The following is a 24,722-nucleotide window of genomic DNA, read 5'->3' as shown; positions in this document are numbered from 1 at the left end:
CCGCTGGGCGCCGTCCAGACGACGATGCTCGTGGCGGTCCGCATGGTCGCGTTCCTCGTGATCGCCCCGCCGTTCTCCCAGCGGGCGATCCCCGCGGGCGTCAAGGTCGCGCTCGCCACGGGCCTGGCCCTGGCCGTGGCGCCCGGCATGGACCAGGTCGAGCAGGACAGCACCGCCGGGTTCGTCGGCGCGCTCGTGCTGCAGGCGACCATCGGCGCGGCCACCGGGTTCCTCGTCTACCTGCTGTTCTCGGCCGTGCAGGCCGCCGGCTCGCTCATCGACCTGTTCGGCGGGTTCCAGATCGCCGCCGCGTTCGACCCCCTGAGCATGTCCAGCGGTGCGCAGTTCTCCCGCCTGTACCAGCTGCTGGCGATCGTGCTGCTGTTCGCCTCCGACGGGCACCACATGGTCCTCACCGGCCTGGTGCGCACCTTCGACGCGCTGCCCCTGGGCCTGTCGTTCGCGCCCGCCGAGCTCGCGAGCACCCTCACCGACGGCCTCACCGGCATGTTCGTCGCCGCGCTGCAGATCGCGGGCCCTCTGCTCGTCGTGCTGTTCCTCGCCGACGTCGGCCTCGGCCTGCTCACCCGCGTGTCGCCCGCGCTCAACGCGTTCGCGCTCGGCTTCCCCCTGAAGATCCTGCTGACCCTCACGCTCGGCGGGTTCGCCGTCCTCGCGCTGCCCGGCGTGGTCTCCACCCTCAGCGGGCAGACGCTCACCCTGGTCCCGGAGGTGCTGCGATGAGCGGCGGGGAGGGCGGCGGCGAGCGCACCGAGAAGGCCACCGCGCAGCGCATGAAGGAGGTGCACCGCAAGGGGCAGCTCGGGCGCTCGCAGGACCTGTCGGCCTGGCTCGGCCTGGGCGCGGCCGCCCTCATGCTGCCGACCGTCGTCTCCAACGCCGGCGACGCGGCGCTCGACCAGATGGCGCACGTGCGCGACGTGGCCCGCACCCCCACCCCGCAGGCCGCCCTCGACGTGCTGGGCGTGGGCCTCGGCTCGGTCGTCAGCACGCTGGCGCCGATGTTCGTGGTGCTCGTGGTCGTCTCGATCGCGGTCGCGGCGGCCCAGGGCGGCATCCGGTTCCGCAGCATGAAGCCCAAGTTCGACCACCTCAAGCCGGCGTCGATGGCCAAGAAGCTCGTCGGCGGCCAGGTCTGGTGGGAGGCCGTCAAGACGGTGCTCAAGACGGGCGCGGTCGCGGTCGTCATGGTCCTCGTCGTGCAGGGCCTGGTGCCCGTGCTCATGACGTCGGGGCGGATGCCCCTGCAGGGCCTGCTCGACCTCGCCGGCTCCGGGGCCGCGCAGCTGCTGCGGTTCGGGATCGCGGCGGGCGTCCTCATGGCCGTCGCCGACGTCGTCGTGGTCGTGCGGCGCAACCGCAAGCAGACGCGCATGACCAAGCAGGAGATCAAGGAGGAGAACAAGCGCACCGAGGGCGACCCGATGGTCAAGGGGCAGATCCGGGCCCGCCAGGCGCGCATGAGCCGCAACCGCATGATGTCCGAGGTCGCCAAGGCCGACGTCGTGCTCGTCAACCCCACCCACGTGGCCGTCGCGCTGCGCTACGAGCCCGGCCGCGGCGCGCCCCGCGTCATCGCCAAGGGCCAGGGGGCCGTCGCCACCCGCATCCGCGCCCTCGCCACCGAGAACCGCGTCCCGCTCGTCGAGGACGTCCCCCTGGCCCGGGCCCTGCACGCCGCGTGCGAGCTGGGCGCCGAGGTCCCCGAGCAGCTGTTCACCGCCGTCGCCCGCGTCCTCGCGTTCGTGATGGCCCTGCGCCGGCGCGGAGCCGGAGCCGGTCAGCACCGCCTGCCGACCGGCACGACCCTGCCCGACGGCGCGCCCGACGTGCGCCGCACCCCGAGGAGACGACCGTGAAGAACGCCAACGTCGCGCAGATGGCCGTGCCCGCCGGGGTGGTCGGCGTCGTCCTGCTGCTCGTGGTGCCCCTGCCCCCGCAGGTGCTCGACCTGCTCATCGTCGTCAACATCACCGCGTCCCTGGTGATCCTGCTGACCAGCATGTACGTGCAGAAGCCGCTGGACTTCTCGATCTTCCCGTCGCTGATCCTGGTGTTCACGCTGTTCCGGCTGGGCCTGAACGTCGCCTCGACGCGCCTCGTGCTCGGCGACGGGTACGCGGGCGACGTGATCGACGCGTTCGGGCACTTCGTGGTCGGCGGGTCGCTCGTCATCGGCCTGGTGATCTTCCTCATCCTCGTGGTCATCCAGTTCACCGTGATCACCAACGGTGCCGGCCGCGTCGCCGAGGTCGGGGCCCGGTTCACGCTGGACGCGATGCCCGGCAAGCAGATGGCCATCGACGCCGACCTCAACTCCGGCCTCATCGACGAGGAGCAGGCCCGCCGCCGCCGCGCGGAGATCAGCGCCGAGGCGGACTTCTACGGCGCGATGGACGGCGGCTCGAAGTTCGTCAAGGGCGACGCGATCGCCGGCATCATCATCACGGTCATCAACCTGGTCGGCGGGTTCGTCATCGGCATGACCCAGATGGGCATGTCCGCGGGCGAGGCCATCGAGCGGTTCTCGCTGCTGACCATCGGCGACGGCCTGGTCACCCAGATCCCCGCCCTGCTGCTGTCCGTGGCCACCGGCATCGTCGTCACGCGCGCCACCGCCGAGGGCGACATGGGCACCGCGGCGGCCAAGCAGCTCACGCAGTCCCGCTCGGCGCTGCTCATCGCGGGCGGCGCGGCCATCGCGCTCGCGCTGCTGCCCGGCATGCCCAAGCTGCCGTTCCTGCTCGTCGGCTCCGGGCTGGTGCTGCTGGGGCAGCGGGCCAAGAGCGCCGCGAAGGCCGAGGAGGCCGCCGCGCAGGCCGAGCAGGAGCAGGCGCAGGTCACCGGCGCCCCCGCGGGCGACACCCCGGAGCAGATCATCGAGCAGATGCGCGTGCACACCCTCGAGGTGCTGCTCGCCCCCGACCTCGTCGACCTCGTCGGCACCGGCCCCGAGCAGGACCTGCTGGCGCGCGTGCGGGGCCTGCGCAAGAAGGTCGCCATGGACCTGGGCATCGTCGTGCCGCCCGTGCGGACCCGCGACAGCGTCGACCTGCCCGCGTCGACGTACGCGGTGCGGATCGCCGGCGTCGAGGTCGGCCGCGGGCAGGCCCCCGCGGGCCGCGTGCTCGCGCTCGGCGACGACCTCGCGGCGCTGCCCGGCACGTCCGTGTCCGAGCCGGTGTTCGGGCTGCCCGGCAAGTGGGTGCCCGCCGAGCTCCGGCACACCGCCGAGCTGCACGGCGCGACCGTCGTCGACCGCGTCTCGGTGCTCATCACCCACCTCGGCGCGCTGGTCACCCAGAACGCCGCGCGCCTGCTCGGCCGCGAGGACGTGCGCGTGCTCACCGAGGGCGTCAAGCGCGTCAACCCCTCCGTCGTCGAGGAGCTCGTGCCCACCCTCATGTCGCTGGGCGAGGTGCAGCGCGTGCTGCAGGGCCTGCTCGTCGAGGAGGTCCCCATCCGCGACCTCGGCCGGATCTACGAGGCGCTGTCGCTGCGCGCCAAGGTCAGCACCGACCCCGAGGGGCTCGTCGAGGCCGCCCGGCTCGCGCTCGGCCCGGCCCTGGCCGCGCCCTACGTGCAGGACGGCGTGCTGCGCGTGCTCACCCTCGAGCCGACCCTCGAGCACCACCTCGCCGAGCAGCTGCGCCCCGGCGACGGCGGCACCCAGCTGCTCGTCGACCCCCAGCGCCTGGACTCGATGCTCACCCAGCTGCGGCTGGCCGTGCAGCGGGCCGAGCAGGACGGCCGCGGCGTCGTCCTGGCGTGCGCCCCCGCGATCCGTCCCGCCCTGCGCCGGCTCGTCGCGCTGGGCACCGCCCGCCTGCCTGTGCTCTCCTACACGGAGGTGACGTCCGCGGGGGTGGACGTCGAGACCGTGGGGATGGTGAGCGGTGACCACGCGATTGCTGCTTGAGGGCACCGACCTCGGCGAGCTCGTCGCGCACGTGCGGGAGACGTTCGGCCCCCGCGCCCGCATCGTGCAGGCCGAGCGGATCCGCTCCGGCGGGTTCGCCGGGTTCTTCGCCACCGAGCGGTTCGAGGTCACCGTCGACGTGCCCGACGAGCCCGAGGCGGCGCCGAAGAAGTTCGCCCGCCGCCCCCAGCGAGCGATCGCCCCCGCCCCCGCCCCGGTCCCCGCGCCGGCCGCGCCCGGCCCGACGGGCATCGAGGCGCTGCTCGCCGCCGCGGACCGTGACGACGTCGGCCCCGGCCACGACGAGGCGCCGCGCGACCCCCGCACCGCCGCGGCCCTGCCCCCGCCGGCCGACCCCGCCCCGACCAGCGTGTCGACCGGCTCGGAGAGCTTCGCCGACGTGCTGCGCCAGGTCCGCTCGCTCGTCGGCACGCCCGAGCCCGAGGTCGTCGACCCGCCCACCACCGTGACGGACGAGCCCGCCGCCAAGACCGCGTCGGCGCCCGCCGCCCCGCCACGGGCGCCCGCCGCCCCGCCACGGGCGCCCGACGTGCCCGCCCCGGGCTCGCCGCAGCTGCGGGCCGAGCTCGCACGGCTCGGCGTGCCCGCGACGGTGCTGGACTCCGGGCCCGTCACGCTGTCGGCCGTGCTCGGCCGGATCCCCACGGCCCCCGAGCGGCCCCGCGGCCCCGGCACCGTGCTCGCCGTCGTCGGCACCGGCGACGACGCCGTGCTCGTCGCCCGGTCGCTCGCGGCCCGCTGGCACCTGCCGCCGACCGCCGTCGTCGAGCTCGACGCGCCCGCCGCCCCCGGGGCTGCCGCCGCCGTCCGCGACCCCGCCGCTCCGCGCGTCCTCGCCCTGCGGGTCGGGCCCGAGGGGCGCGACCGCACCCTCGCGGCGGCGCTGCTGCGCGACGTGCGCCCCGACCAGGTGTGGGCCGTGGTGGACGCGCGCACCAAGCCCGCCGACGCGGCTGCGTGGACGGGCGCCGTCACGGCGCTGCGCCCCGCGGACGCGCTGGCCGTGCACGGCCTGCTCGACACCACCGCCCCGGGCACCGTGCTCGGGCTCGACCTGCCGGTGGCGTGGGTCGACGGGCTGCCCGCGTCCCGGCTGCTGTGGGCCGCGGCCCTCGGCCAGGAGCTCGACGCGGCCCTCGGCGGCGCCTGACGCCGGTCCGGGCGCGCGGCGGGGTAGTGTCGCCGCATGCTCGTGCTGACCCGACGCGCCGGCGAGCGCCTCGTCATCGGCGGTGACATCGTCATCACCGTCATCGAGGTGCGCAACGACGGCGTGCGCATCGGGATCGACGCCCCCCGGCACGTGCGCGTGCACCGCGCCGAGGTGCTCGAGGCGGTGTCCGACGCGAACGCGTCGTCCGTGGCGGCCGGCGACGCGGCGGCGGCCGCGCTGCGCGGCCTGGTGGCCGTCGACGCCCCGGCCGCGGCACCCGCAGCGGCGGCCCCGGCCCCCGCGCCCGAGGGCGACGAGGGCACCCCGCAGGCCTGACCCGCGCCGCCGGTCCCCGTGACGGGGCGGCACGCACCCGGACCTTCGTCCGGGACCACCCGCGACTTTCTCTCAGCACCCCTGCACCCCGGCCGATGAGCCGACTGTCCCGGACACGCCCGGGACTTCGGCTGTGGGAGGGTGCATGGACGGCCTGGACGACATCGTCCGCGAGTTCCTGGTGGAGAGCCACGAGAATCTCGACCAGCTGGACTCCGACCTCGTGGCGCTCGAGGAGCAGCCCGGCTCGCGCCCGCTGCTGAGCAGCATCTTCCGCACGATCCACACGATCAAGGGCACCAGCGGGTTCCTCGCGCTGTCCAAGCTCGAGCGGCTCGCCCACGTCGGCGAGAACCTGCTGGTGGACCTGCGGGACGGCACCCGGTCCATGGACAAGCCCGTCACCGACGTGCTGCTGGCCATGGTGGACCGCATCCGCATGCTGCTGGGCGCCATCGAGGCGACCGGCACCGAGGGCGACGTGGCCATCGACGACGTCGTCGCCCGCGTCGAGGCCGTGCACGCCGGCGTGCCGCTGGAGGCCCCGGCGCCCGAGCCCGCCTCGCAGGAGGCGACGACGCAGGACGAGGTGGAGCAGGTGGACGACGAGCACGTGCAGCAGGTCGAGGCACCTGCGGAGCTGGTGGCCGCGGCCGCCGGAGCCGCCGCGCCCGCCCCTGCGGCCCCCGCAGCACAGCCGGCGCCCGCGCCCGCGGCACCGGCCGCCCCCGCGGCCCCCGAGGCGACGGTCCCCGCCCAGCACCCGGCGCCCGCGGCCGAGCGCGTCGAGGAGCACCCGCCGACCGAGGAGCTCGGCGCCCTGCGCGGCGTCGGAGACTCCGCGATCCGCGTGGACGTCGACCTGCTGGACGCCCTCATGCGTCAGGTCGGCGAGCTGGTCCTGGCCCGCAACCAGATCAGCCGGCTGGCGTCGGCGACCGCCCAGGTGGACCTCGTCCGCTCGGCGCAGCGCCTCAACCTCATCGCCGGCGAGCTGCAGGAGGGCGTCATGAAGACGCGCATGCAGCCCATCGACAACGTGTTCGCCAAGATGCCGCGCATCGTGCGGGACCTGGCGACGGCGTGCGGCCGCGAGGTCGCCCTCGAGGTCTCCGGCGGCGACACCGAGCTCGACCGCGGCCTGCTCGAGGCCGTCAAGGACCCGCTGACGCACCTCGTGCGCAACGCGGTCGACCACGGCATCGAGCCGTCGGCCGAGCGCGTCGCCGCGGGCAAGTCGCCCAAGGGCCTGCTGGCCCTGCGCGCGTACCACGCGGGCGGCCAGGTCGTCGTCGAGGTCTCGGACGACGGTCGCGGCGTCGACACCGTCAAGGTCGCGGCGAAGGCCGTCGAGCGGGGCCTGCGCACGCAGGCCCAGGTCGACACGGCCAGCACCGCGGACCTGCTGCAGCTGCTGTTCCTGCCCGGGTTCTCCACCGCGGCGACCGTGACGAACGTGTCCGGCCGCGGCGTGGGCATGGACGTCGTGCGCACCAAGGTCGAGAACGTCGGCGGCACCGTCGACGTCGAGTCGACGCCCGGCAAGGGCACGATCTGGCGCCTGCGGATCCCGCTGACGCTGGCGATCATGCCCGCGCTCACGGTCGAGTGCCGCGACGACGTGTACGCCGTGCCGCAGGTCAACCTGCTCGAGCTCGTGGCCCTCGACGCCCAGCGCGGCCGGTCCGCGATCGAGTACGTGCACGCCGCCCCGGTGTACCGCCTGCGCGGCGACCTCCTGCCGCTGGTCTCGCTCGCCGAGGTCCTCGGCGTGGCCGAGGGCCGCGACGGGTCGGTCGTCGCCACCGACGGCGACACCAGCTCGGTCATCGCCGTCGTCCAGGCCGACCACCACCGCTTCGGCCTGCTGGTCGACCGCGTCCTCAACACCGAGGAGATCGTGGTCAAGCCGCTGTCCCCGCGCCTGAAGGCGATCGGCACGTACGCCGGTGCCACGGTGCTCGGCGACGGCCGCGTCTCGCTCATCCTCGACGTGCAGGCCCTCGGCCGGCGCGCCCTCATCGGCGAGCTCGACGCGATGGCCCGCAAGGACGTCGGCGGGTTCGACACGGCGCACTCCGGTGCGGCCGAGCAGGTCCTCGTCGTGGGGATCGGCGGCGGGCGCCGCGTGGCGATGCCGCTGCAGTCGGTCACCCGCCTGGAGCAGGTGCGCCTCGACCAGGTCGAGCACGTCGGCGGCCGCGAGGTCGTGCGCTACCGCGGCACGATCCTGCCCCTGGCCCGGCTCGACCGCGTCCTCGGCTCGTACGGCGAGGCGATGGACGAGGAGCTCGTCGTCGTGGTGCTCACGCGCCGCGGCCGCAGCGTCGGCCTCGTGGTGCACGAGATCGTCGACATCCTCGAGGACCACAGCGAGCAGCACTCCGACATCGACGACTCCGGCCTGGTCGGGTCCACGGTGCTCGGCGAGCGCGTCACCGAGCGCCTCGACGTGCGGACCGCGATCCTCGCCGCCGACCCGGTGTTCTTCGACGACCGGCCCGAGGCCGGCACCGCCCCGGACGCGGCCTGGTCCGGCATCGACGACCTGGTGGGAGCCGGACGATGAGCCAGTACGTGACCTTCACCCTCGACGGGACGCTGTACGGCATCGACGTGCTGCGCGTCCAGGAGGCCCTCCGCTCGCACACCCGCACGCGGGTGCCGCTGGCGGCGGGCGACGTGGCCGGGCTGGTGAACCTGCGCGGCCAGGTCGTCCTCACGGTCGACCTGCGCACCCGCCTCGGCATCGCCGACCGGCTCGGCGAGCGGGAGCCGATGATGGTCGTTGTCAAGACCGGCGGCGAGGTCGTCAGCCTGCTCGTGGACGAGATCGGCGACGTCGTCGAGGTCGGCCCCGAGTCGTTCGCGGCCCCGCCGGACACCCTCGACCCCGAGATGCGCGCCGTCATCCGTGGCGCGCACAAGCTGGACGGGCGCCTCCTGCTCGTCCTGGACGTCGACCAGGCCGTGGCGGCCTGACCCCGCCACCCCTGCGTCGACCTCCCGGCCCCGCCAAGGCCGGCGACCTCTACCCGTCGTACCACCCGACCGTCGGCGCCCCCGCCGACCCCCCAGCACGCCGGTCCGCCGGCAAGGAGACGCATCACCATGAGCACCAAGACCCTCGAGGAGCCGCAGGGCCGGCGCGGGACGTTCCTGCGCAACCTGTCCGTCCAGACCAAGATCCTGTCCGCCGTCGGTGTGCTGGCGGCCGTCGCCGTCGCCCTCGGCGTGTACTCCGCGACGTCGCTGCAGCGCACCGCCGACGACACCGCGCAGCTCGCCGACATCCAGGAGACGATCGCGGCCGTCCGGTCCGAGATCCACATCACCCAGATGAAGGCCCGCATGTCGCTCGCGCAGATCGCCGCGACGACCGGCGAGGAGCAGGAGATCTGGATCGAGAAGCAGGCGTCCAACGACGCCGACATGGACGCGCTCATCGAGCAGTACGCCGCCACCCCCGCCGGCGAGTCCGAGCTGTGGGCCTCGTTCCTCGAGGGCTACTCGGCGTGGAAGACCGCGCGTGACGAGCAGCTCATGCCGGTCGCGCTGGGCGACGACCCGGTGGCGTACGGGGTCGCGCTGGAGGAGGTCAGCCAGCCGCTGATCGACGTCTACGTGGCCGACCTCGACGCCATCACGGTCGAGATCTCGGACTACATGAACGGTGTCGCGGACGCGGCCGAGGCGCGTGCCGCGGCGTCGGTCACGACGCTCGTCGTCTCGCTCGCGATCGCCCTGATCGCCGCGATCGGCCTCGCCGTGGTCATCGCCCGCGGCATCCGTGGCTCGGTGACGAAGGTCCGCGACTCGCTCGACGCCATGGCGCACGGCAACTTCACGGTCGTGGCCGACGTCGACCAGGAGGACGAGGTCGGCAAGATGGCGCACTCGCTGACCGAGGCGCAGAACGCCGTCCGTCAGACCCTCGCCCAGGTCGCCGAGTCCGCGCAGACCGTGGCCGCCGCCGCCGAGGAGCTCTCCGCGTCGTCGTCGCAGGTCGCCGCCGGCTCGGAGGAGACCTCCGCGCAGGCCGGTGTGGTCGCCGCCGCGGCCGACGAGGTCAGCCGCAACGTCTCGGCCGCCGCCGCCGGCGCCGAGCAGATGGGCGCCTCCATCCGTGAGATCGCCCAGAACGCGACCGAGGCGACCCGCGTCGCCCAGGCCGCCACCGCCGCCGCCGACACCGCCAACGAGACGGTGTCCCGCCTGGGTGCGTCGTCCGCGGAGATCGGCAACGTCGTCAAGCTCATCACCACGATCGCCGAGCAGACGAACCTGCTCGCCCTCAACGCGACCATCGAGGCCGCCCGCGCCGGCGAGGCAGGCAAGGGCTTCGCGGTCGTGGCCGGCGAGGTCAAGGAGCTCGCGCAGGAGACCGCGCGCGCCACCGAGGACATCGCCCGCCGCGTCGAGGCGATCCAGCACGACACCACCGGTGCCGTCGGCGCGATCGGGGAGATCGGCACGATCATCGCCTCGATCAACGACTACCAGCTCACCATCGCCTCCGCGGTCGAGGAGCAGACCGCCACGACCAACGAGATGTCCCGCTCCGTCGCGGAGGCCGCGACCGGCTCGGGCGAGATCGCCACGAACATCGTGGGTGTCGCGTCGTCGGCGCAGACCTCCACGCAGGTGCTGGGCCAGATGGGGACCGCGGTCTCCGAGCTGGCGCAGATGTCCGAGGACCTGCGCCGCCGGGTCCAGGCCTTCACGTACTAGACCAGCCCGCCGGCGGCCCGTCCGGCACCCCTCGCACAGGATGAAGACGATGCGACGACGCACACGATGGACACTGTCCGCAGCGTTGACCGGCACCGTCGCCCTCGCCCTCGCCGGCTGCTCCGCAGCCGGCGAGGGCGGTGGCGATGCACCGCTGGTCGGCGTGGCCCTGCCGACGACGACCTCCGCACGCTGGATCGCCGACGGGGAGAACCTGCAGGCCCAGCTCGAGGGGCTGGGGTACGACGTGAGCCTCGAGTACGCCGAGGACGACGTCCCGACCCAGGTCGCTCAGCTCGAGGAGATGATCGCGGCCGGTGCGGACGCGCTCGTCGTCGGGTCCATCGACGGCGTCGCGCTGAAGTCGGTGCTGGCCGAGGCCGGCGCCGCCGACATCCCGGTGATCGCGTACGACCGTCTCATCCGTGACTCGTCCGACGTCGCGTACTACGCGTCGTTCGACAACTTCCGTGTCGGGGTCCTGCAGGCGCAGGCCCTGCTGACCGGGCTCGGCGTGCTCGACGACGCCGGGGCGCGCACGTCGGCCGCCGGACCGTTCGCCGTCGAGCTGTTCGCCGGCTCCTCGGACGACAACAACGCGCACGTGTTCTTCGCGGGCGCGATGTCGGTCCTGCAGCCCTACCTCGACTCCGGGGTGCTCGTCGTCCCGTCGGGGCAGACGGAGTTCGACGAGATCGCCACCCAGGGGTGGAGCGGCGACGTCGCGGGGGAGCGCATGCAGACGCTCGTCGGCGCGTACGGCGCCGGGCGCACGCTCGACGGCGTGCTGTCGCCCTACGACGGCATCTCGCGCGCGATCCTCGACGTCGCGTCGGGCATCGACCAGCCGGAGCTGCCGGTCGTCACCGGCCAGGACGCCGAGGTCGACTCGGTCAAGCTCGTGAAGGACGGCACGCAGCACTCGACCGTCTACAAGGACACCCGCCAGCTCGCCGAGGTCACCGTCTCGATGGTCCGCGAGCTGCTCGACGGCGGCACCCCCGAGGTCAACGACACCACGTCGTACGACAACGGCGTGCAGGTCGTCCCGTCCTACCTCCTGACCCCCGCCCTGGTGACGCAGGACAACTACGATCGGGTCCTCGTCGACGGCGGCTACTACACGGCACAGGAGATCGGCTGATGGCCACGGCACGCACCCGCGGGGCATGGTTCTGGGACCGCTCCCTGCGCACCAAGTTCACGGCGGTCCTGCTCATCATGGGGTCCGCGTTCGTCCTCGTCGGCGGCACCGGGGCGTTCGTCCTGGTCCGCGCCGGGCAGAACCTCGACCAGATGGCGAGCCTGAGCCAGGAGCTGCAGGCGGCGCTGACCGACCTGCGGGCCGACCAGGTGCGCTCGCACCTGCTGCTGCACCGGGCGGCCGAGGCCGACCCGACGCTGCAGGCCCAGCTGCTCACGTCCGCGGAGTGGATCGACCAGGACATCGCGGCGAAGATCGCGGTCGTCGAGGCGTTCCCCGAGTCCGACACCGTGCAGTGGGCGGACTTCGTCACCCGCTGGGACGCGTGGGTCGCCTACCGCGACGCCGAGCTCATGCCGGCCGTCGAGGCGAACGACCACGAGGCGTTCGAGGCGGCCGTCGCCGCGGACGTCGCCGCCGACCCCGAGTGGGCCGGCCGGGCGCTGTCGCTGGCGACCGGCCAGATCGACGCGTCCGTCGAGGCGATCCTCGCCCGCTCGCAGGCCGAGGTCCGCACCACGGTGATCGCCCTGGCGATCGCGTTCGTCGTCTCGATGACCCTGGCCGTGTCCGTGGCCGCCGCGGTGCTGCGCCGCATGGCGCGGTCGCTGGACTCGGTGCACGCGTCGATCGACGCGCTCGCCGACGGCGACCTCACCGTCGAGGCGCAGGCCTACGGCAAGGACGAGCTCGGTCGCATGGTCGAGGCGCTCAGCACCGCGCAGGAGCACCTGCGTGACACGCTGCGGGGCGTCGCCGAGGCGTCGGCCACCGTCGCCGCCTCCGCGGAGGAGCTGTCGGCGGCGTCCGCGCAGGTCGTGTCGGGCTCGCAGGAGACGAGCGCGCAGTCGGGCGTCGCCGCGCAGGCCGCGGAGGAGGTCAGCCGCAGCGTGCAGGCGGTGGCCGCGGGTGCCGAGCAGATGGGCGCCTCGATCCAGGAGATCGCGCACAACGCGACCGAGGCCGCCAAGGTCGCGCAGGCCGCGACGACCGCCGCGAACGACGCGAACGACACCATCGCCCGCCTGGGCACGTCGTCCACCGAGATCGGCAACGTGGTCAAGCTGATCACGTCGATCGCCGAGCAGACGAACCTGCTGGCGCTCAACGCGACGATCGAGGCGGCCCGCGCGGGGGAGGCCGGCAAGGGGTTCGCGGTCGTGGCCGGCGAGGTCAAGGAGCTCGCGCAGGAGACCGCGCGCGCCACGGAGGACATCGCCCGCCGCGTCGAGGCCATCCAGGGCGACACGCAGGGTGCTGTCGGCGTCATCGGGCAGATCGGCGAGATCATCGCGTCGATCAACGACTACCAGACGTCGATCGCGTCGGCCGTCGAGGAGCAGACCGCGACGACCAACGAGATGTCCCGCGGCGTCGCCGAGGCCGCCAGCGGCTCGGGCGACATCGCGCACCGCATGACGGGGGTCGCCGAGACCGCGTCGTCGTCGGCGCACGTGCTCGGGCAGATGGAGGCGTCGGTCGGCGAGCTGGCCCGCCTCTCGGAGGACCTGCGCACGCGGGTGTCCACCTTCCGGTTCTGACGCGGTACCCGGGCCGGCGCCCGGGACCGCACGCCCGCAGGGGCGGGTCGCCCACCGCGACCCGCCCCTGCGGGCGTCGTGCGGCCGGCCGCACCGCCCGGCCGTGGTGCCTCACCCGGCCCGGCGGCTGGACGAACGCTCAGGTCAGGGCGCGGCCGGCCGATCGGAGGGACGGAGGCCCGCTCTGCCCGGGCGGGCCCGCACGTCGAGGAGCCTGCGATGTCCCCCAGCACCCACGAGCGCGTCCCCACCCGGCGCACGGTCCCGCTGCGCACGAAGATCCTCGCCAGCGCCGCCGCCGGCGTGCTCACCTCCGTCGTCGTCGGGGGCGTCGCGTTCACCGCGCTCAGCTCCGTCACCGCGGCCAACGCCGAGCTCGCCGAGCTCCAGGAGCTCTCGACCGCCGTCGGCGAGGTCCGCATGTTCAACAGCGACGTCACCGGCTGGCAGGTCGCGTACGCGTGGGACACCCGCATCATCGGTGGACCCGAGGCCGTCGCCGACGACGCCGTCAACCGCGCCGGGTACCTCGCGTCCGCCGCGGCGCTGCAGGACCAGCTCGTCGCGCTCGACGCGCTCTCGGCCGAGATGACCGACGAGGAGGCCGCGCTCGTCGACGAGGTCGCCACCCTCTGGCAGGACTTCTTCGCGGTCGACGACCAGGTCGTCGAGGCGTACGCGGCCGGCGAGCTCGACGCGGGCGACGCCCTGGTCACCGGGGACGGGTACGAGATCTACTACGGGATCGGCGAGGGCACGGTCGCCCTGCAGACGATGCTCCAGGACCGCACCGCCGCGGCGACGGCCGCCGCGGCGTCCGCGGCCGGGACCGCGCGCGTCGCCACCGTGGTCGCGGTGCTGCTCGGCTCCGTCCTGGCCCTCGGCCTGGGCTGGGTCGTCGCGACCCGCACCGGACGCGCCATCCGGTCGCTGCAGCGCTCGATCCACGCCATGGAGGACGGCGACCTGACGGTCGTGCCCGAGGTGCGCAGCGCCGACGAGGTGGGCGAGATGGCGGACGCCCTCGCCGGTGCGCAGCGTTCGCTGCGGGCCACCATGGCGGGCGTCGTCGAGTCCGCCGCGACGGTCGCGGCCGCCGCGGAGGAGCTGACGGCCGCGTCCGGGCAGGTCGCGGCCGGTGCCGAGGAGACGAGCGTGCAGGCCGGCGTCGTCGCGCAGGCGGCCGACGAGGTGTCGTCGAACGTGCAGGCCGTGGCCGCCGGTGCCGAGCAGATGGGTGCCGCGATCCGCGAGATCGCGCAGAACGCCACCGAGGCGACCCGCGTCGCGCAGTCGGCGACGGTCGCGGCCGAGGGGGCCAACGACACCGTCGCCCGCCTGGGCACGTCGTCCGCGGAGATCGGCAACGTCGTCAAGCTCATCACCTCCATCGCCGAGCAGACCAACCTGCTGGCGCTCAACGCGACCATCGAGGCCGCCCGCGCCGGCGAGCTGGGCAAGGGGTTCGCGGTCGTCGCCGGCGAGGTCAAGGAGCTCGCGCAGGAGACCGCCCGGGCCACGGAGGACATCGCCCGTCGCGTCGACGCCATCCAGGGCGACACCCAGGGCGCCGTGCACGCGATCGGCGAGATCGGCACGATCATCGCGTCCATCCACGACTACCAGCTGACGATCGCGTCGGCCGTCGAGGAGCAGACCGCCACCACCAACGAGATGTCCCGCTCGGTCGCGGAGGCCGCGAACGGCTCGGGGCAGATCGCCGCGAACATCACCGGTGTCGCCGCGGCGGCGCAGTCGTCCACGCAGACCCTCACGCAGGTCGGCGACTCCGTCGCCGAGCTCGCGCGGCTCTCGGTGGACCTGCGCGAGCGGGTCGCCCGCTTCACGTACTGACCCGTCGCAGGGCCGGTGCACCGGTCAGGGGTGCTGGTGCACCTCGTGGGCGTCGTGCCCGACGGGCTCGATCTGGAACGTGCAGTGGTCCGTGTCGAAGTGCTCGCCCAAGCACGCGCCGAGGGCGTCGAGCACCTCGCCCGACCGGTCCTCGGCGAGGCAGCGGGCGTCGACCACGACGTGCGCGGACAGCACCGGCACCCCGCTGGTGATGGTCCACGCGTGCAGGTCGTGCACGTCGACCACACCGGGGACGCGGGCCATGTGCGCGCGCACCTCCTCGAGGTCCATCCCGCGCGGCGCCGCCTCGAGGAGCACGTCGACGACGTCGCGCAGCAGCGACCACGCGCGCGGCAGGATGAGCACGCCGATCGCGAGCGACGCCACGACGTCGGCCCGCGCCCAGCCGGTGGCCGCGACCACGACGCCCGCGACGACCACGGCCACCGACCCGACGAGGTCGCCCAGGACCTCCAGGTACGCGCCGCGCACGTTGAGGCTCTCCTGCTGGGGGCCGCGCAGCAGGAGCAGGCCGACGACGTTGGCGGCGGCGCCGACGAGCGCGACCCCGATCATCAGACCCGCTGCGACGTCCGGCGGGTCGTCCCACCGGCGCACCGCCTCCACCACGACCCACACCGCGAGCGTGCCGAGCAGGAGCGCGTTGGCCAGCGCGGCGAGCACCTCGGCCCGCTGCAGCCCGAACGTCCGCGTCCCGGTGGCCGGCCGGCCCGCCAGCGTGGACGCGACGAGCGCCACCGCGATCCCGGCCGCGTCGGTGAGCATGTGCCCGGCGTCGGCGAGCAGCGCCAGCGACCCGGACACCAGCCCGCCGACGACCTGCACGCCGACGACGCCGAGCGTGATGGCCAGCACGACGCCGAGCCGCCGGCGGTGCCGGGCGGACGCGGGCCCCCGCGGCACCGCGTGGCCGTGGCCGTGGCCGTGCCCGCCGTGCGTCACCGGCCCGCCGTGCGCGCCGGTGCGGACCGACGACCTGTCGCTACGTCCCGGGGCACCCGGCGATCGTAGGTGCCCCGCGGCGGGAGGCACCAGCGGGCCCCGACTCCATCCCCCTCGACCGTGCGACCGGGCTCGGCGCGGGCCGATGAGGTGGCAGTCCAGGACTGTCCTGGCACCTGCGCACCGTGCCCCGGCGCGTCGACCGGAGGGAGCCTCATGAGCCAGACCGCTGCAGGCCGGGCCACGGCCCGAGCAGGCGTGCTGACCAAGATCACGGCGGCCGTCGCCGTGGGAGCCTTGTCCGCCGTGGTCGTCGGCGTCGTGGGGCTGGTCGCGCTGCGCACGTCGGCCGACCGCACCGAGAGCCTCTACGCGACCGACACGGTCGGCGTGCAGCTCACGCAGGAGGTGCGCTACCAGCTCCTCGCGTTCCGGTTCGCGTCGCTCAACAGGACGACGGCGCCCACCGAGGAGCTCGCGGACCAGTACGCGCAGCAGCGGGTCGAGGCGCGGGACGCGCTCGAGGCCGCGTCGGTCGAGCTCCAGGGCATGGAGCTCGAGGGCGACCTGCAGGCGACCGTCGGCACCGTGCTGACCGACCTGACGACCTACTTCGACCTGTCCGACCAGCTCGACGCGCTGGCCGGCGCCGGGCGCATGGACGAGTTCAACGAGATCCGGACCGAGCAGGTCGGCCCCCTCGCCCAGGAGATCGTCACCGCGCTCCAGGAGGTCACGTCCGCGCAGGCCGCCGAGGCGGCCGAGAGCGCCCTCGAGGCCGAGGCGTCGTACACCAGCACCCGGACGGCGCTGCTGGGCGTGCTGGTCGTGGGCGTCCTCGCGGCGCTCGCGCTCGGCGTGGTCGTGGCCCGGCGCATCGTCGCCGACCTGCACCTCGTCCAGCGGTCGCTCGACGCGCTGGCCGACGGCGACCTCACGGTCGCCGCGACCGTGACGTCCCGTGACGAGCTCGGCGCCATGGCCGGGGCGCTCGACCGGGCGCAGACGTCGCTGCGGGAGACCATGGCGGGCGTCGTCGAGTCGGCCGCGACGGTCTCGGCGGCGGCCGTGGAGCTCGCCGCCGCGTCCGGCCAGGTCGCGGCGGGCGCGGAGGAGACGAGCGTGCAGGCCGACGTCGTCTCGTCCGCCGCCGGCGAGGTGTCGTCGAACGTGCAGGCGGTGGCCGCCGGCGCCGAGCAGATGGGGGCTGCGATCCGCGAGATCTCGCAGAACGCGGCTGAGGCGACGCGGGTGGCCCAGTCCGCCACCGTCGCCGCGGACGACGCGAACGGCACGGTCGCCCGTCTCGGGGCGTCGTCGGCGGAGATCGGGAACGTGGTCAAGCTGATCACGTCGATCGCGGAGCAGACGAACCTGCTGGCGCTGAACGCGACGATCGAGGCGGCGCGCGCGGGGGAGGCCGGCAAGGGCTTCGCGGTCGTCGCCGGCGAGGTCAAGGAGCTCGCGCAGGAGACGGCGCGTGCGACGGAGGACATCGCGCAGCGCGTCGAGGCGATCCAGCAGGACACCACGGGTGCGGTGCAGGCCATCGGGCGGATCGGGGACATCATCGCCTCGATCAACGACTACCAGATGACCATCGCGTCGGCCGTCGAGGAGCAGACCGCCACCACGAGCGAGATGTCGCGCGGCGTCGCCGAGGCCGCGAACAGCTCGGGGCAGATCGCCGCCAACATCACCGGCGTCGCGTCGGCGGCCCAGGCGTCGACCCAGACGCTCACGCAGATGGGGGACAACGTCGCCGAGCTCGCCCGGCTGTCGGAGGAGCTGCGCGGACGGGTGGCGCGTTTCACCTACTGACCGCACGGCCCGGCCCCGCTCGTGGGGACGAAGTCCTATCGCGGGCGCCGCGGGTGCCGATCGGAGGGCGGGTCGTCGTCGGACGGCCCGCCCTTCGACGTGATCGGGGTCGTCCGCAGATGAGCCAGCACCAGTCAGGACGTCGGACGTGGGCCGACGTGTCCGTCCGCACCAAGGTCCTCGCCGCCGTCGCGGTGATGGCGCTCACCGCGCTCCTCGCCGCCGGCCTCGCGCTGCGCGCGTTCGGCGCGCTGCGCGCCGACGTCGACGCCCTGTACGACGGGGCGGTCGTGCCCCTCACGCAGCTGACCGAGATCCAGCGCGCCTACCAGGGCGACCGTGCCCGGGTCATCCAGTACGGCATCGCCGACGAGGAGACCCGCGCCGAGCTCGCCACCGAGCTCGAGGAGCGCCGGGTCGACCTCGACGCCCAGGTCGAGGCGTACCGCCCGGGCGCCGTCGACCCCGCCGCGGTCGACGCGATGGTCGCGGCGTTCGACGCCTACTACACCGCCGCGCACGAGGAGCTGTTCCCGCTGCGCGACGCCGGTGACGACGAGGCGTTCGCGACGCTCTTCCAGGAGACCATCCGGCCGCTGACGACGGGTGTCATGGACGCCATCCAGGCCGAGACGACCGCGCAGGAGGAGGCGGCCGCGCTCCGCGTCGAGGACACCCGGACGCTCGTCGCCTCGTCCCAGCTGACCGTCTCGCTCGCGATCGCGATCGGCGGGATCCTGTCGCTGTCGATCGCCTGGTTCGTGGCCCGCTCGCTGCGCCGCCGCCTGGACCGCGCCGTCGCCGGTCTCGAGGCGCTCGGCGAGGGCGACCTGCGCGAGACCGTCGAGGTCGACGGCAAGGACGAGGTCGGCCGCATGGTCGCCGCGCTCGGCTCCACGCAGGTCCGCCTGCGGGGCGTGCTGTCCGGTGTCGGCGAGACCGCCCAGACCGTCGCTGCCGCCGCCGAGGAGCTCACGGCCGCGTCGAGCCAGGTCGCCACCGGCTCGGAGGAGACCTCCGCGCAGGCCGGTGTCGTGGCCGCGGCCGCGGAGCAGGTCAGCCGCAACGTGCAGGCCGTGGCCGCGGGTGCGGAGGAGATGGGCGCGTCGATCCGCGAGATCGCGCAGAACGCGACCGAGGCGACGCGCGTCGCGCAGGCCGCGACGACCGCCGCGCAGGACGCGAACGACACGGTGTCCCGCCTGGGCACGTCGTCGGCGGAGATCGGGAACGTGGTCAAGCTGATCACGTCGATCGCGGAGCAGACGAACCTGCTGGCGCTGAACGCGACGATCGAGGCGGCGCGCGCGGGGGAGGCGGGCAAGGGCTTCGCGGTCGTGGCCGGCGAGGTCAAGGAGCTCGCGCAGGAGACGGCGCGTGCGACGGAGGACATCGCGCAGCGGGTCGAGGCGATCCAGCAGGACACCACGGGTGCGGTGCAGGCCATCGGGCGGATCGGGGACATCATCGCCTCGATCAACGACTACCAGATGACCATCGCGTCGGCCGTCGAGGAGCAGACCGCGACGACCAACGAGATGTCCCGCTCCGTCGGGGAGGCCGCGACCGGGTCGGGCGAGATCGCCACGAACATCGTCGGCGTCGCCTCGGCCGCCCAGTCGTCGACGCACACGCTCGGGCAGATGGGCGACAACGTCACCGAGCTCGCTCGCCTCGCCGAGCGCCTGCGCGAGGGCCTGTCGGCCTTCCGCTACTGACGCACGCCGTCGCACTCCCACGGGCCCCTCAGGGCCCGCGGGGTGCCGACGGGACATCCGTCCAGCACGGCCCCGGACCGCCCGCACGGGCGCGTCCGGGGCCGTCGTCGTGGCCCCGGCGCACGTCCGCCCCGTCGCGGGACCTGGGGACCTTGGTCCCGGCACGTTCACCCGGGCCGACTGCCCGGCCGAACGCTCACCGCCGGCCCGGGGGTGCCGATAGGCAGCACGTGGCGGCCGACGGCCGCCCTCCCCACGAGCCACAGGAGCACGGTGTGACGCGAACCCGGGTGCTGGTCGTCGACGACTCCGTCGTCGTGCGCCGGCTCGTCACCGACGCGCTCTCCCGCGAGCCGCGCATCGACGTCGTCGGCGTCGCCGCGAACGGCCGCATCGCGATGTCCAAGCTGGACCAGCTCGCACCCGACGTGGTGACGATGGACATCGAGATGCCGGAGATGAACGGCATCGAGACGGTGCGCGCGATGCGCAAGGCCGGCCACAAGCAGCCGGTCATCATGTTCTCCACGCTCACCGAGCGCGGTGCGGCGGCCACCCTGGACGCCCTCGCCGCCGGTGCCACCGACTACGTCACCAAGCCGGCCAACGTCGGCAGCGTCCAGCAGTCGCTGCAGCGGGTGGCCGACGAGCTCATCCCGCGGATCCTGGCGCTCGCGCCCGGCGGCCGGGGCGGGGCGCTGCCCCACCCGCGCGCAGGCGTCTCCGCCGGTGCCGCCGCGGCGGCGACGCCGAGCCCGCGCGGCCCGGTCCGCCTCCAGCCGCCGCGCGCGACGCACCCCGTGCGCCTCGTGGTGATCGGCTCGTCCACCGGCGGGCCGGAGGCGCTGTCGAAGGTGATCTCGGCGCTGCCGGCGCTGCCCGTGCCCGTCGCCGTGGTCCAGCACATGCCGCCCGTCTTCACCCGGCAGCTCGCCGCCCGCCTCGACCGCCTCGGGCCGTCGACGGTCAGCGAGGCCGTCGACGGGGAGCCGCTGCTGCCCGGCCACGTGTACATCGCGCCCGGTGACAAGCACCTGACCGTCCGGACCAGGGTCGCCACCCTGCACGCGGTCCTCGAGAACGGGCCGCCGGTGAACTTCTGCCGGCCGGCCGTGGACGTGCTGTTCCGTGCCGCCGTCCCCGCGGTGCGCGGCGAGATCCTCGCCGTCGTGCTCACGGGCATGGGGGCGGACGGACGGGCCGGCTGCGAGGCCGTGGTCGCCGGAGGCGGCACCGTCCTCGTGCAGGACGAGCAGACCAGCGTGGTGTGGGGCATGCCCGGCGCCGTCGCGACCGCCGGGTGGGCGCACGCCGTCTACCCGATCAACGAGGTGGCCGGGGCCGTGGCCCGCACCGTGAACGAAAGCCGGACCGCGACCGTGGGAGGTGCGTCATGACGATCTCAGCTCAGACGTTCGCGTTCGTGGCGGACCACGTCCGCCGCAAGAGCGCGATCCAGCTCGACGCCGGGAAGGAGTACCTCGTCGAGAGCCGGCTGCTGCCGCTCGCCCGGGCCGCCGGCCTGACCGACGTCGACTCCTACGTGGCGACCCTGCGCAGCGGGCCGACGGCGGCCCGCGGGCTCGAGGACGTCGTCGAGGCGCTCACGACGAACGAGACGTCGTGGTTCCGCGACGTCACCCCGTTCGACGCGCTGCGCCAGCACATCCTGCCGGCGCTCCAGGCCGCCCCCGGCGGGCTGCCCCGGCTGCGGCTGTGGTCGGGCGCGTGCTCGACCGGCCAAGAGCCCTACTCGATCGCGATGATCCTCAGCGAGGCCATGCCCGGCCTGCCGCTCGAGATCACCGCGACCGACCTGTCGGAGCAGGTGCTGTCCCGCGCCCGCACCGGCGAGTACAGCCAGCTCGAGGTCAACCGCGGCCTGCCCGCCCCGCTGCTCGTCAAGTACATGAAGCGCAACGGGTCGCACTGGCAGGTCGCCGACGAGCTGCGGCGCAAGATCACGTTCCGCCGGGCCAACCTGCTCGAGTCCCCGCCGCTGGGCGGGCCCTTCGACGTGGTGTTCCTGCGCAACGTGCTCATCTACTTCGACCTCGCGACCAAGCGCGCGGTCCTCGACCGGGTGCGCGGTGCCCTGCGACCCGGCGGCTTCCTCGTCCTCGGGGCTGCCGAGACCACCATCGGCGTCCACGAGGGCTACGAGCGTGTCGTCGTGGGTCGGGGCGCCGTCTACCGGGCCACCAACGGCCCCACCCTGCCGCACCAGGCACCCCCGTCCACCGTGGAGTCGTTGCGCCACCCGGTCCGTCCGGCGGCGCTGTCATCCCCCGTCCTGTCCCGAGGAGCTGGTCTGAAGTGAGAGCACTCGTCATCGACGACTCCCGCACCATGCGGAAGATCGTCTCGCGCACCCTGAGCGACCTCGGGTTCGAGACCGTCGAGGCCGAGGACGGCCAGGCCGCCCTCGACGTCCTCGAGTCCGGCGACGTCCCCGACCTCGCCTGCATCGACTGGAACATGCCCGTGATGGACGGGCTGACCTTCGTCACCAACGTCCGGGCGAACCCCGCGTGGCGTGGCGTGACGCTCATGATGGTCACGACGGAGAGCGAGCACAACCAGATCGTGCGCGCGCTCGCGGCCGGGGCCCACGAGTACCTGATCAAGCCCTTCACCACCGACGCCATCCGCGACAAGCTCGACCTGCTCGGCCTCGTCGCAGTAGGGGAGCCGGCATGACCACCGCGATCGCGGGCGAGGACGTGTACGCCATCGCCCAGGACGTCTTCTCCGCCATGATCGACGGCGAGACCGACACGCTCTTCCCGTGGGACGGCGAGGTCCCCGCGTGGGGCGCACCGCTCGTCGCCTGGGTCGACCTCTCGGGCGACTGGGACGGCCGTGCCGCCCTGACCACCGAGACCGAGACCGCGCACGACCTCGCGCGCGCGCTGCTCGGCCTGCCCTCGGGCTCGCCGGTCTCGGACGAGGACCTCGTCGACGCGTTCGGCGAGATCGTCAACGTCGTCGGCGGCAACATCAAGTCGCTGCTGCCGACCACGGGCAAGCTCAGCCTGCCCCAGGTCGCCGACTCCGAGCCGGTCCTCGCCGGCGCGGTCGAGGTCGCCGAGCTGCGCCTGTCCTGGAAGGGCCGGCCGCTCACGCTCATCGTCCACGGCGTGCCGTGACGACCCCCTGCCACCGAACCGCGCCGTCGACCCACGGCGCACGTCTGAGGAGGAACCCATGATCCGCGTGCTTGTCGCGGACGACAGCCGCGTCATGCGGCAGATCGTCATCCGCACCCTGCGTCAGGCGGGGTACGACTGGGACGTCCGCGAGGCGGCCGACGGGGCGCAGGCCCTGGAGGCCGTGCGCGCCGACGAGCCGGACGTCGTGCTGTCCGACTGGAACATGCCCGAGATGACCGGCATCGACCTGCTCCGTCGGCTGCGTGCCGAGGGGTACGAGACGCCGTTCGGGTTCGTCACGTCCGAGGGCTCGCCCGAGATGCGCGAGCTGGCCGAGCAGGCCGGTGCGCTGTTCCTCATCGCCAAGCCGTTCACCGCGGAGTCCTTCCGCGAGGTCATCGAGCCGGTGCTCGCATGAGCGTCCAGACCGAGAACCCGCTGCCCACCGCCAAGGACGTCCGCGACCTGTTCGAGGGCCTCCTCGGCCGTGAGGTCGTCGTGCACACCGGCGGCATCATGGTGGACCCGTCGGAGCCGGCGGGTGCGCTCGTCGGCACCTACGTCGACCCCTTCCTCAAGCTCAAGGCCATCTGCCTGTTCGACCTGCCCCTCGCGGCGTACGCGGGCGGGGCGATCGGCCTCATCCCGGCGCCCGTCGCCAAGGAGTCGGTCGAGAGCGACATGCTCGACCCGGCGCTGGAGGAGAACGCGCGGGAGGTGCTCAACGTGCTCGCGTCGCTCATGAACGCCGAGGACGTCCCGCACGTCAAGCTCGACCGGGCGTACTCCCCGCGCGAGGACGTGCCCGCGGACGTCGCGCCGTGGGTCAAGTCCTACGTGCGTCGTCAGGACCTCACCATCGAGGTCGCCGGGTACGGCAAGGGGTGCTTCTCCCTGCTGGTGCTCTGACACCGACCCGCCCAGCGCCGCCCGTGCCCCGGGCGTCGCGGGGCGTCACGCCACGCGTCCGCTGCTCGCCGGAGGGGAGAGCAGCGGACGCGTCGTGCGTCGTGCGCCGGCTCAGCCCACGGGCACCTGGCGGTACGACGACAGGAAGTTGCCGATGCGCTCGACCGCGTCGGCCAGCACCCGCGCCTCGGGCAGCGTGACGACCCGCAGGTGGTCGGGCGTCGGCCAGTTGAAGCCCGTGCCCTGCACGAGCAGGATCTGCTCGGCGACCAGCAGGTCGTAGACGAGCTGGGCGTCGTCGACGATGCCGAACACCTCCGGGTCGAGCCGCGGGAACAGGTAGAGCGCGCCGTCGGGCTTGACGCACGTGACCCCGGGGATCGACGTCAGCCCCTCCCACGCGACCTGCCGCTGCTCGTGCAGCCGCCCGCCCGGCGCGACGAGCGCCTCGATGGACTGCACGCCGCCGAGGGCCGCCTGGATGGCGTGCTGCGCCGGCACGTTGGGGCACAGGCGGGTCGACGCCAGCAGCGTGATGCCCTCGAGGAAGCCGCGCGCGTGGTCGGTGGGGCCGGTGACGACGACCCAGCCCGAGCGGAACCCGGCCACCCGGTACGTCTTCGACAGCCCGTTGAACGTCAGGCAGAGCAGGTCGGGGGCCACGCTCGCCATGGGGACGTGCTGCGCACCGTCGAAGAGGATGCGGTCGTAGATCTCGTCGGCGAGCACCAGCAGGCTGTGCTCGCGCGCGACCGCGGCGATCTGCTCGAGCACCTCGCGGCTGTAGACCGCGCCGGTCGGGTTGTTCGGGTTGATGACGACGATCGCCTTGGTGCGCGGGGTGATCAGCGAGCGGATGTGCTCCACGTCGGGCTGCCAGCCGGCGGACTCGTCGCACCGGTAGTGCACGGGCCGCCCGTCGGAGAGGCTGGTCATGGCCGTCCACAGCGGGTAGTCGGGGGACGGGACGAGCACCTCGTCGCCCTCGTCGAGCAGCGCCTGCAGCACCATGGTGATGAGCTCGGACACGCCGTTGCCCAGGTACACGTCGTCGACGTCGAAGAGCGGGAACCCCGGCACCGTCTCGTACCTCGTGACGATGGCGCGCCGCGCCGAGAGGATCCCGCGCGAGTCGGTGTACCCGTGCGCGTGCGGCACGGCGGCGATGACGTCGGCGACGATCTGGTGCGGCGCGTCGAACCCGAACGCCGCCGGGTTGCCGGTGTTGAGCTTGAGCACGGTGCGCCCCTCGGCCTCGAGGCGCGCGGCGGCGTCGAGCGCCTTGCCGCGGATCTCGTAGAGGACGTCCTTGAGCTTGGCGGACTGGTCGAGCGGGCGCAGCGGCATGGGTGCTCCTGGGTCGAGCGGCGGACCCCTCC

Annotated in this window: 21 protein-coding genes; 19 read left to right on the top strand and 2 right to left on the bottom strand. The window is 73.9% G+C overall.

The window, feature by feature from the left end:
• The first annotated feature begins 24 nt into the window (after window positions 1-24).
• The 11 genes from FBY24_RS03345 (at window position 25) to FBY24_RS03295 (ending at window position 14,780) form a co-directional block, all read left to right on the top strand.
• Window positions 25-744 (top strand): flagellar biosynthetic protein FliR, encoded by a 720-nt coding sequence (locus FBY24_RS03345; RefSeq protein ID WP_142163122.1) that lies wholly within the window; start codon window positions 25-27, stop codon window positions 742-744.
• Window positions 741-1,880 (top strand): flagellar biosynthesis protein FlhB, encoded by a 1,140-nt coding sequence (locus tag FBY24_RS03340; protein ID WP_142158060.1) that lies wholly within the window; start codon window positions 741-743, stop codon window positions 1,878-1,880. The genes FBY24_RS03345 and FBY24_RS03340 overlap by 4 nt, the downstream gene beginning before the upstream one ends.
• A gap of 20 nt (window positions 1,881-1,900) precedes the next feature.
• The gene (locus FBY24_RS03335; protein WP_370511020.1) at window positions 1,901-3,940 is read left to right on the top strand and encodes a flagellar biosynthesis protein FlhA; all 2,040 of its coding nucleotides are present in this window, start codon (window positions 1,901-1,903) and stop codon (window positions 3,938-3,940) included.
• Window positions 3,918-5,111 (top strand): hypothetical protein, encoded by a 1,194-nt coding sequence (locus FBY24_RS03330; RefSeq protein WP_142158056.1) that lies wholly within the window; start codon window positions 3,918-3,920, stop codon window positions 5,109-5,111. The genes FBY24_RS03335 and FBY24_RS03330 overlap by 23 nt, the downstream gene beginning before the upstream one ends.
• Before the next feature lie 36 nt (window positions 5,112-5,147).
• A complete protein-coding gene (csrA, locus tag FBY24_RS03325) occupies window positions 5,148-5,450 on the top strand; it encodes a carbon storage regulator CsrA (RefSeq protein ID WP_142158054.1) in 303 nt (100 codons plus the stop codon).
• Window positions 5,451-5,595: 145 nt separating this feature from the next.
• The gene (locus FBY24_RS03320) at window positions 5,596-8,019 is read left to right on the top strand and encodes a chemotaxis protein CheA (protein WP_142158052.1); all 2,424 of its coding nucleotides are present in this window, start codon (window positions 5,596-5,598) and stop codon (window positions 8,017-8,019) included.
• Entirely contained in the window at window positions 8,016-8,432 is a 417-nt protein-coding gene (locus FBY24_RS03315; protein WP_142158049.1) for a chemotaxis protein CheW, read from the top strand. Before FBY24_RS03320 ends, FBY24_RS03315 begins: the two co-directional genes overlap by 4 nt.
• A 129-nt stretch (window positions 8,433-8,561) precedes the next feature.
• Window positions 8,562-10,181 carry a methyl-accepting chemotaxis protein gene (locus FBY24_RS03310; RefSeq protein ID WP_142158047.1) on the top strand — a complete coding sequence of 540 codons (1,620 nt, stop codon included), beginning with the start codon at window positions 8,562-8,564 and terminating at the stop codon, window positions 10,179-10,181.
• Window positions 10,182-10,266: 85 nt separating this feature from the next.
• The gene (chvE, locus tag FBY24_RS03305) at window positions 10,267-11,325 is read left to right on the top strand and encodes a multiple monosaccharide ABC transporter substrate-binding protein (RefSeq protein WP_370510967.1); all 1,059 of its coding nucleotides are present in this window, start codon (window positions 10,267-10,269) and stop codon (window positions 11,323-11,325) included.
• Entirely contained in the window at window positions 11,325-12,926 is a 1,602-nt protein-coding gene (locus FBY24_RS03300; RefSeq protein ID WP_142158043.1) for a methyl-accepting chemotaxis protein, read from the top strand. The genes chvE and FBY24_RS03300 overlap by 1 nt, the downstream gene beginning before the upstream one ends.
• A gap of 219 nt (window positions 12,927-13,145) precedes the next feature.
• Window positions 13,146-14,780, top strand: a complete 1,635-nt coding sequence (locus FBY24_RS03295) for a methyl-accepting chemotaxis protein (RefSeq protein ID WP_142158041.1) — start codon at window positions 13,146-13,148, stop codon at window positions 14,778-14,780.
• Between the two features lie 24 nt (window positions 14,781-14,804).
• On the opposite strand, the gene FBY24_RS03290 is transcribed toward FBY24_RS03295, so the two are convergent.
• Window positions 14,805-15,704 carry a cation diffusion facilitator family transporter gene (locus FBY24_RS03290; protein ID WP_142158039.1) on the bottom strand — a complete coding sequence of 300 codons (900 nt, stop codon included), beginning with the start codon at window positions 15,702-15,704 and terminating at the stop codon, window positions 14,805-14,807.
• 255 nt (window positions 15,705-15,959) lie between these two features.
• Between FBY24_RS03290 and FBY24_RS03285 the strand changes: the two genes are divergently transcribed.
• The 8 genes from FBY24_RS03285 to FBY24_RS03250 all read left to right on the top strand — a co-directional run bounded on the left by FBY24_RS03285 (window position 15,960) and on the right by FBY24_RS03250 (window position 23,343).
• Window positions 15,960-17,564: a methyl-accepting chemotaxis protein gene (locus tag FBY24_RS03285; protein WP_142158037.1), complete on the top strand. Its 1,605-nt coding sequence runs from the start codon at window positions 15,960-15,962 to the stop codon at window positions 17,562-17,564.
• 119 nt (window positions 17,565-17,683) lie between these two features.
• Window positions 17,684-19,282, top strand: coding sequence for a methyl-accepting chemotaxis protein (locus FBY24_RS03280; RefSeq protein WP_142158035.1), 1,599 nt, complete (start codon window positions 17,684-17,686; stop codon window positions 19,280-19,282).
• A 275-nt stretch (window positions 19,283-19,557) separates the two neighbouring features.
• Window positions 19,558-20,679: a chemotaxis-specific protein-glutamate methyltransferase CheB gene (cheB, locus tag FBY24_RS03275; protein WP_142158033.1), complete on the top strand. Its 1,122-nt coding sequence runs from the start codon at window positions 19,558-19,560 to the stop codon at window positions 20,677-20,679.
• Window positions 20,676-21,602, top strand: coding sequence for a protein-glutamate O-methyltransferase CheR (locus FBY24_RS03270; RefSeq protein ID WP_142158031.1), 927 nt, complete (start codon window positions 20,676-20,678; stop codon window positions 21,600-21,602). Before cheB ends, FBY24_RS03270 begins: the two co-directional genes overlap by 4 nt.
• On the top strand, window positions 21,599-21,982 hold the full coding sequence (locus FBY24_RS03265) for a response regulator (protein ID WP_142158029.1): 384 nt from the start codon (window positions 21,599-21,601) through the stop codon (window positions 21,980-21,982). Before FBY24_RS03270 ends, FBY24_RS03265 begins: the two co-directional genes overlap by 4 nt.
• Window positions 21,979-22,431 (top strand): chemotaxis protein CheX, encoded by a 453-nt coding sequence (locus FBY24_RS03260; RefSeq protein ID WP_142158027.1) that lies wholly within the window; start codon window positions 21,979-21,981, stop codon window positions 22,429-22,431. Before FBY24_RS03265 ends, FBY24_RS03260 begins: the two co-directional genes overlap by 4 nt.
• Before the next feature lie 58 nt (window positions 22,432-22,489).
• Window positions 22,490-22,852 carry a response regulator gene (locus FBY24_RS03255; protein WP_203793574.1) on the top strand — a complete coding sequence of 121 codons (363 nt, stop codon included), beginning with the start codon at window positions 22,490-22,492 and terminating at the stop codon, window positions 22,850-22,852.
• A complete protein-coding gene (locus FBY24_RS03250; RefSeq protein WP_142158025.1) occupies window positions 22,849-23,343 on the top strand; it encodes a hypothetical protein in 495 nt (164 codons plus the stop codon). The genes FBY24_RS03255 and FBY24_RS03250 overlap by 4 nt, the downstream gene beginning before the upstream one ends.
• A 111-nt stretch (window positions 23,344-23,454) precedes the next feature.
• On the opposite strand, the gene FBY24_RS03245 is transcribed toward FBY24_RS03250, so the two are convergent.
• A complete protein-coding gene (locus tag FBY24_RS03245) occupies window positions 23,455-24,690 on the bottom strand; it encodes a pyridoxal phosphate-dependent aminotransferase (RefSeq protein WP_142158023.1) in 1,236 nt (411 codons plus the stop codon).
• Window positions 24,691-24,722 lie beyond the last annotated feature (32 nt).

Source organism: Cellulomonas sp. SLBN-39 (assembly GCF_006715865.1).
GTDB lineage: Bacteria > Actinomycetota > Actinomycetes > Actinomycetales > Cellulomonadaceae > Cellulomonas.
Note: the sequence above shows the minus strand (reverse complement) of the source record. Positions and strands in the feature narration are given on the sequence as shown.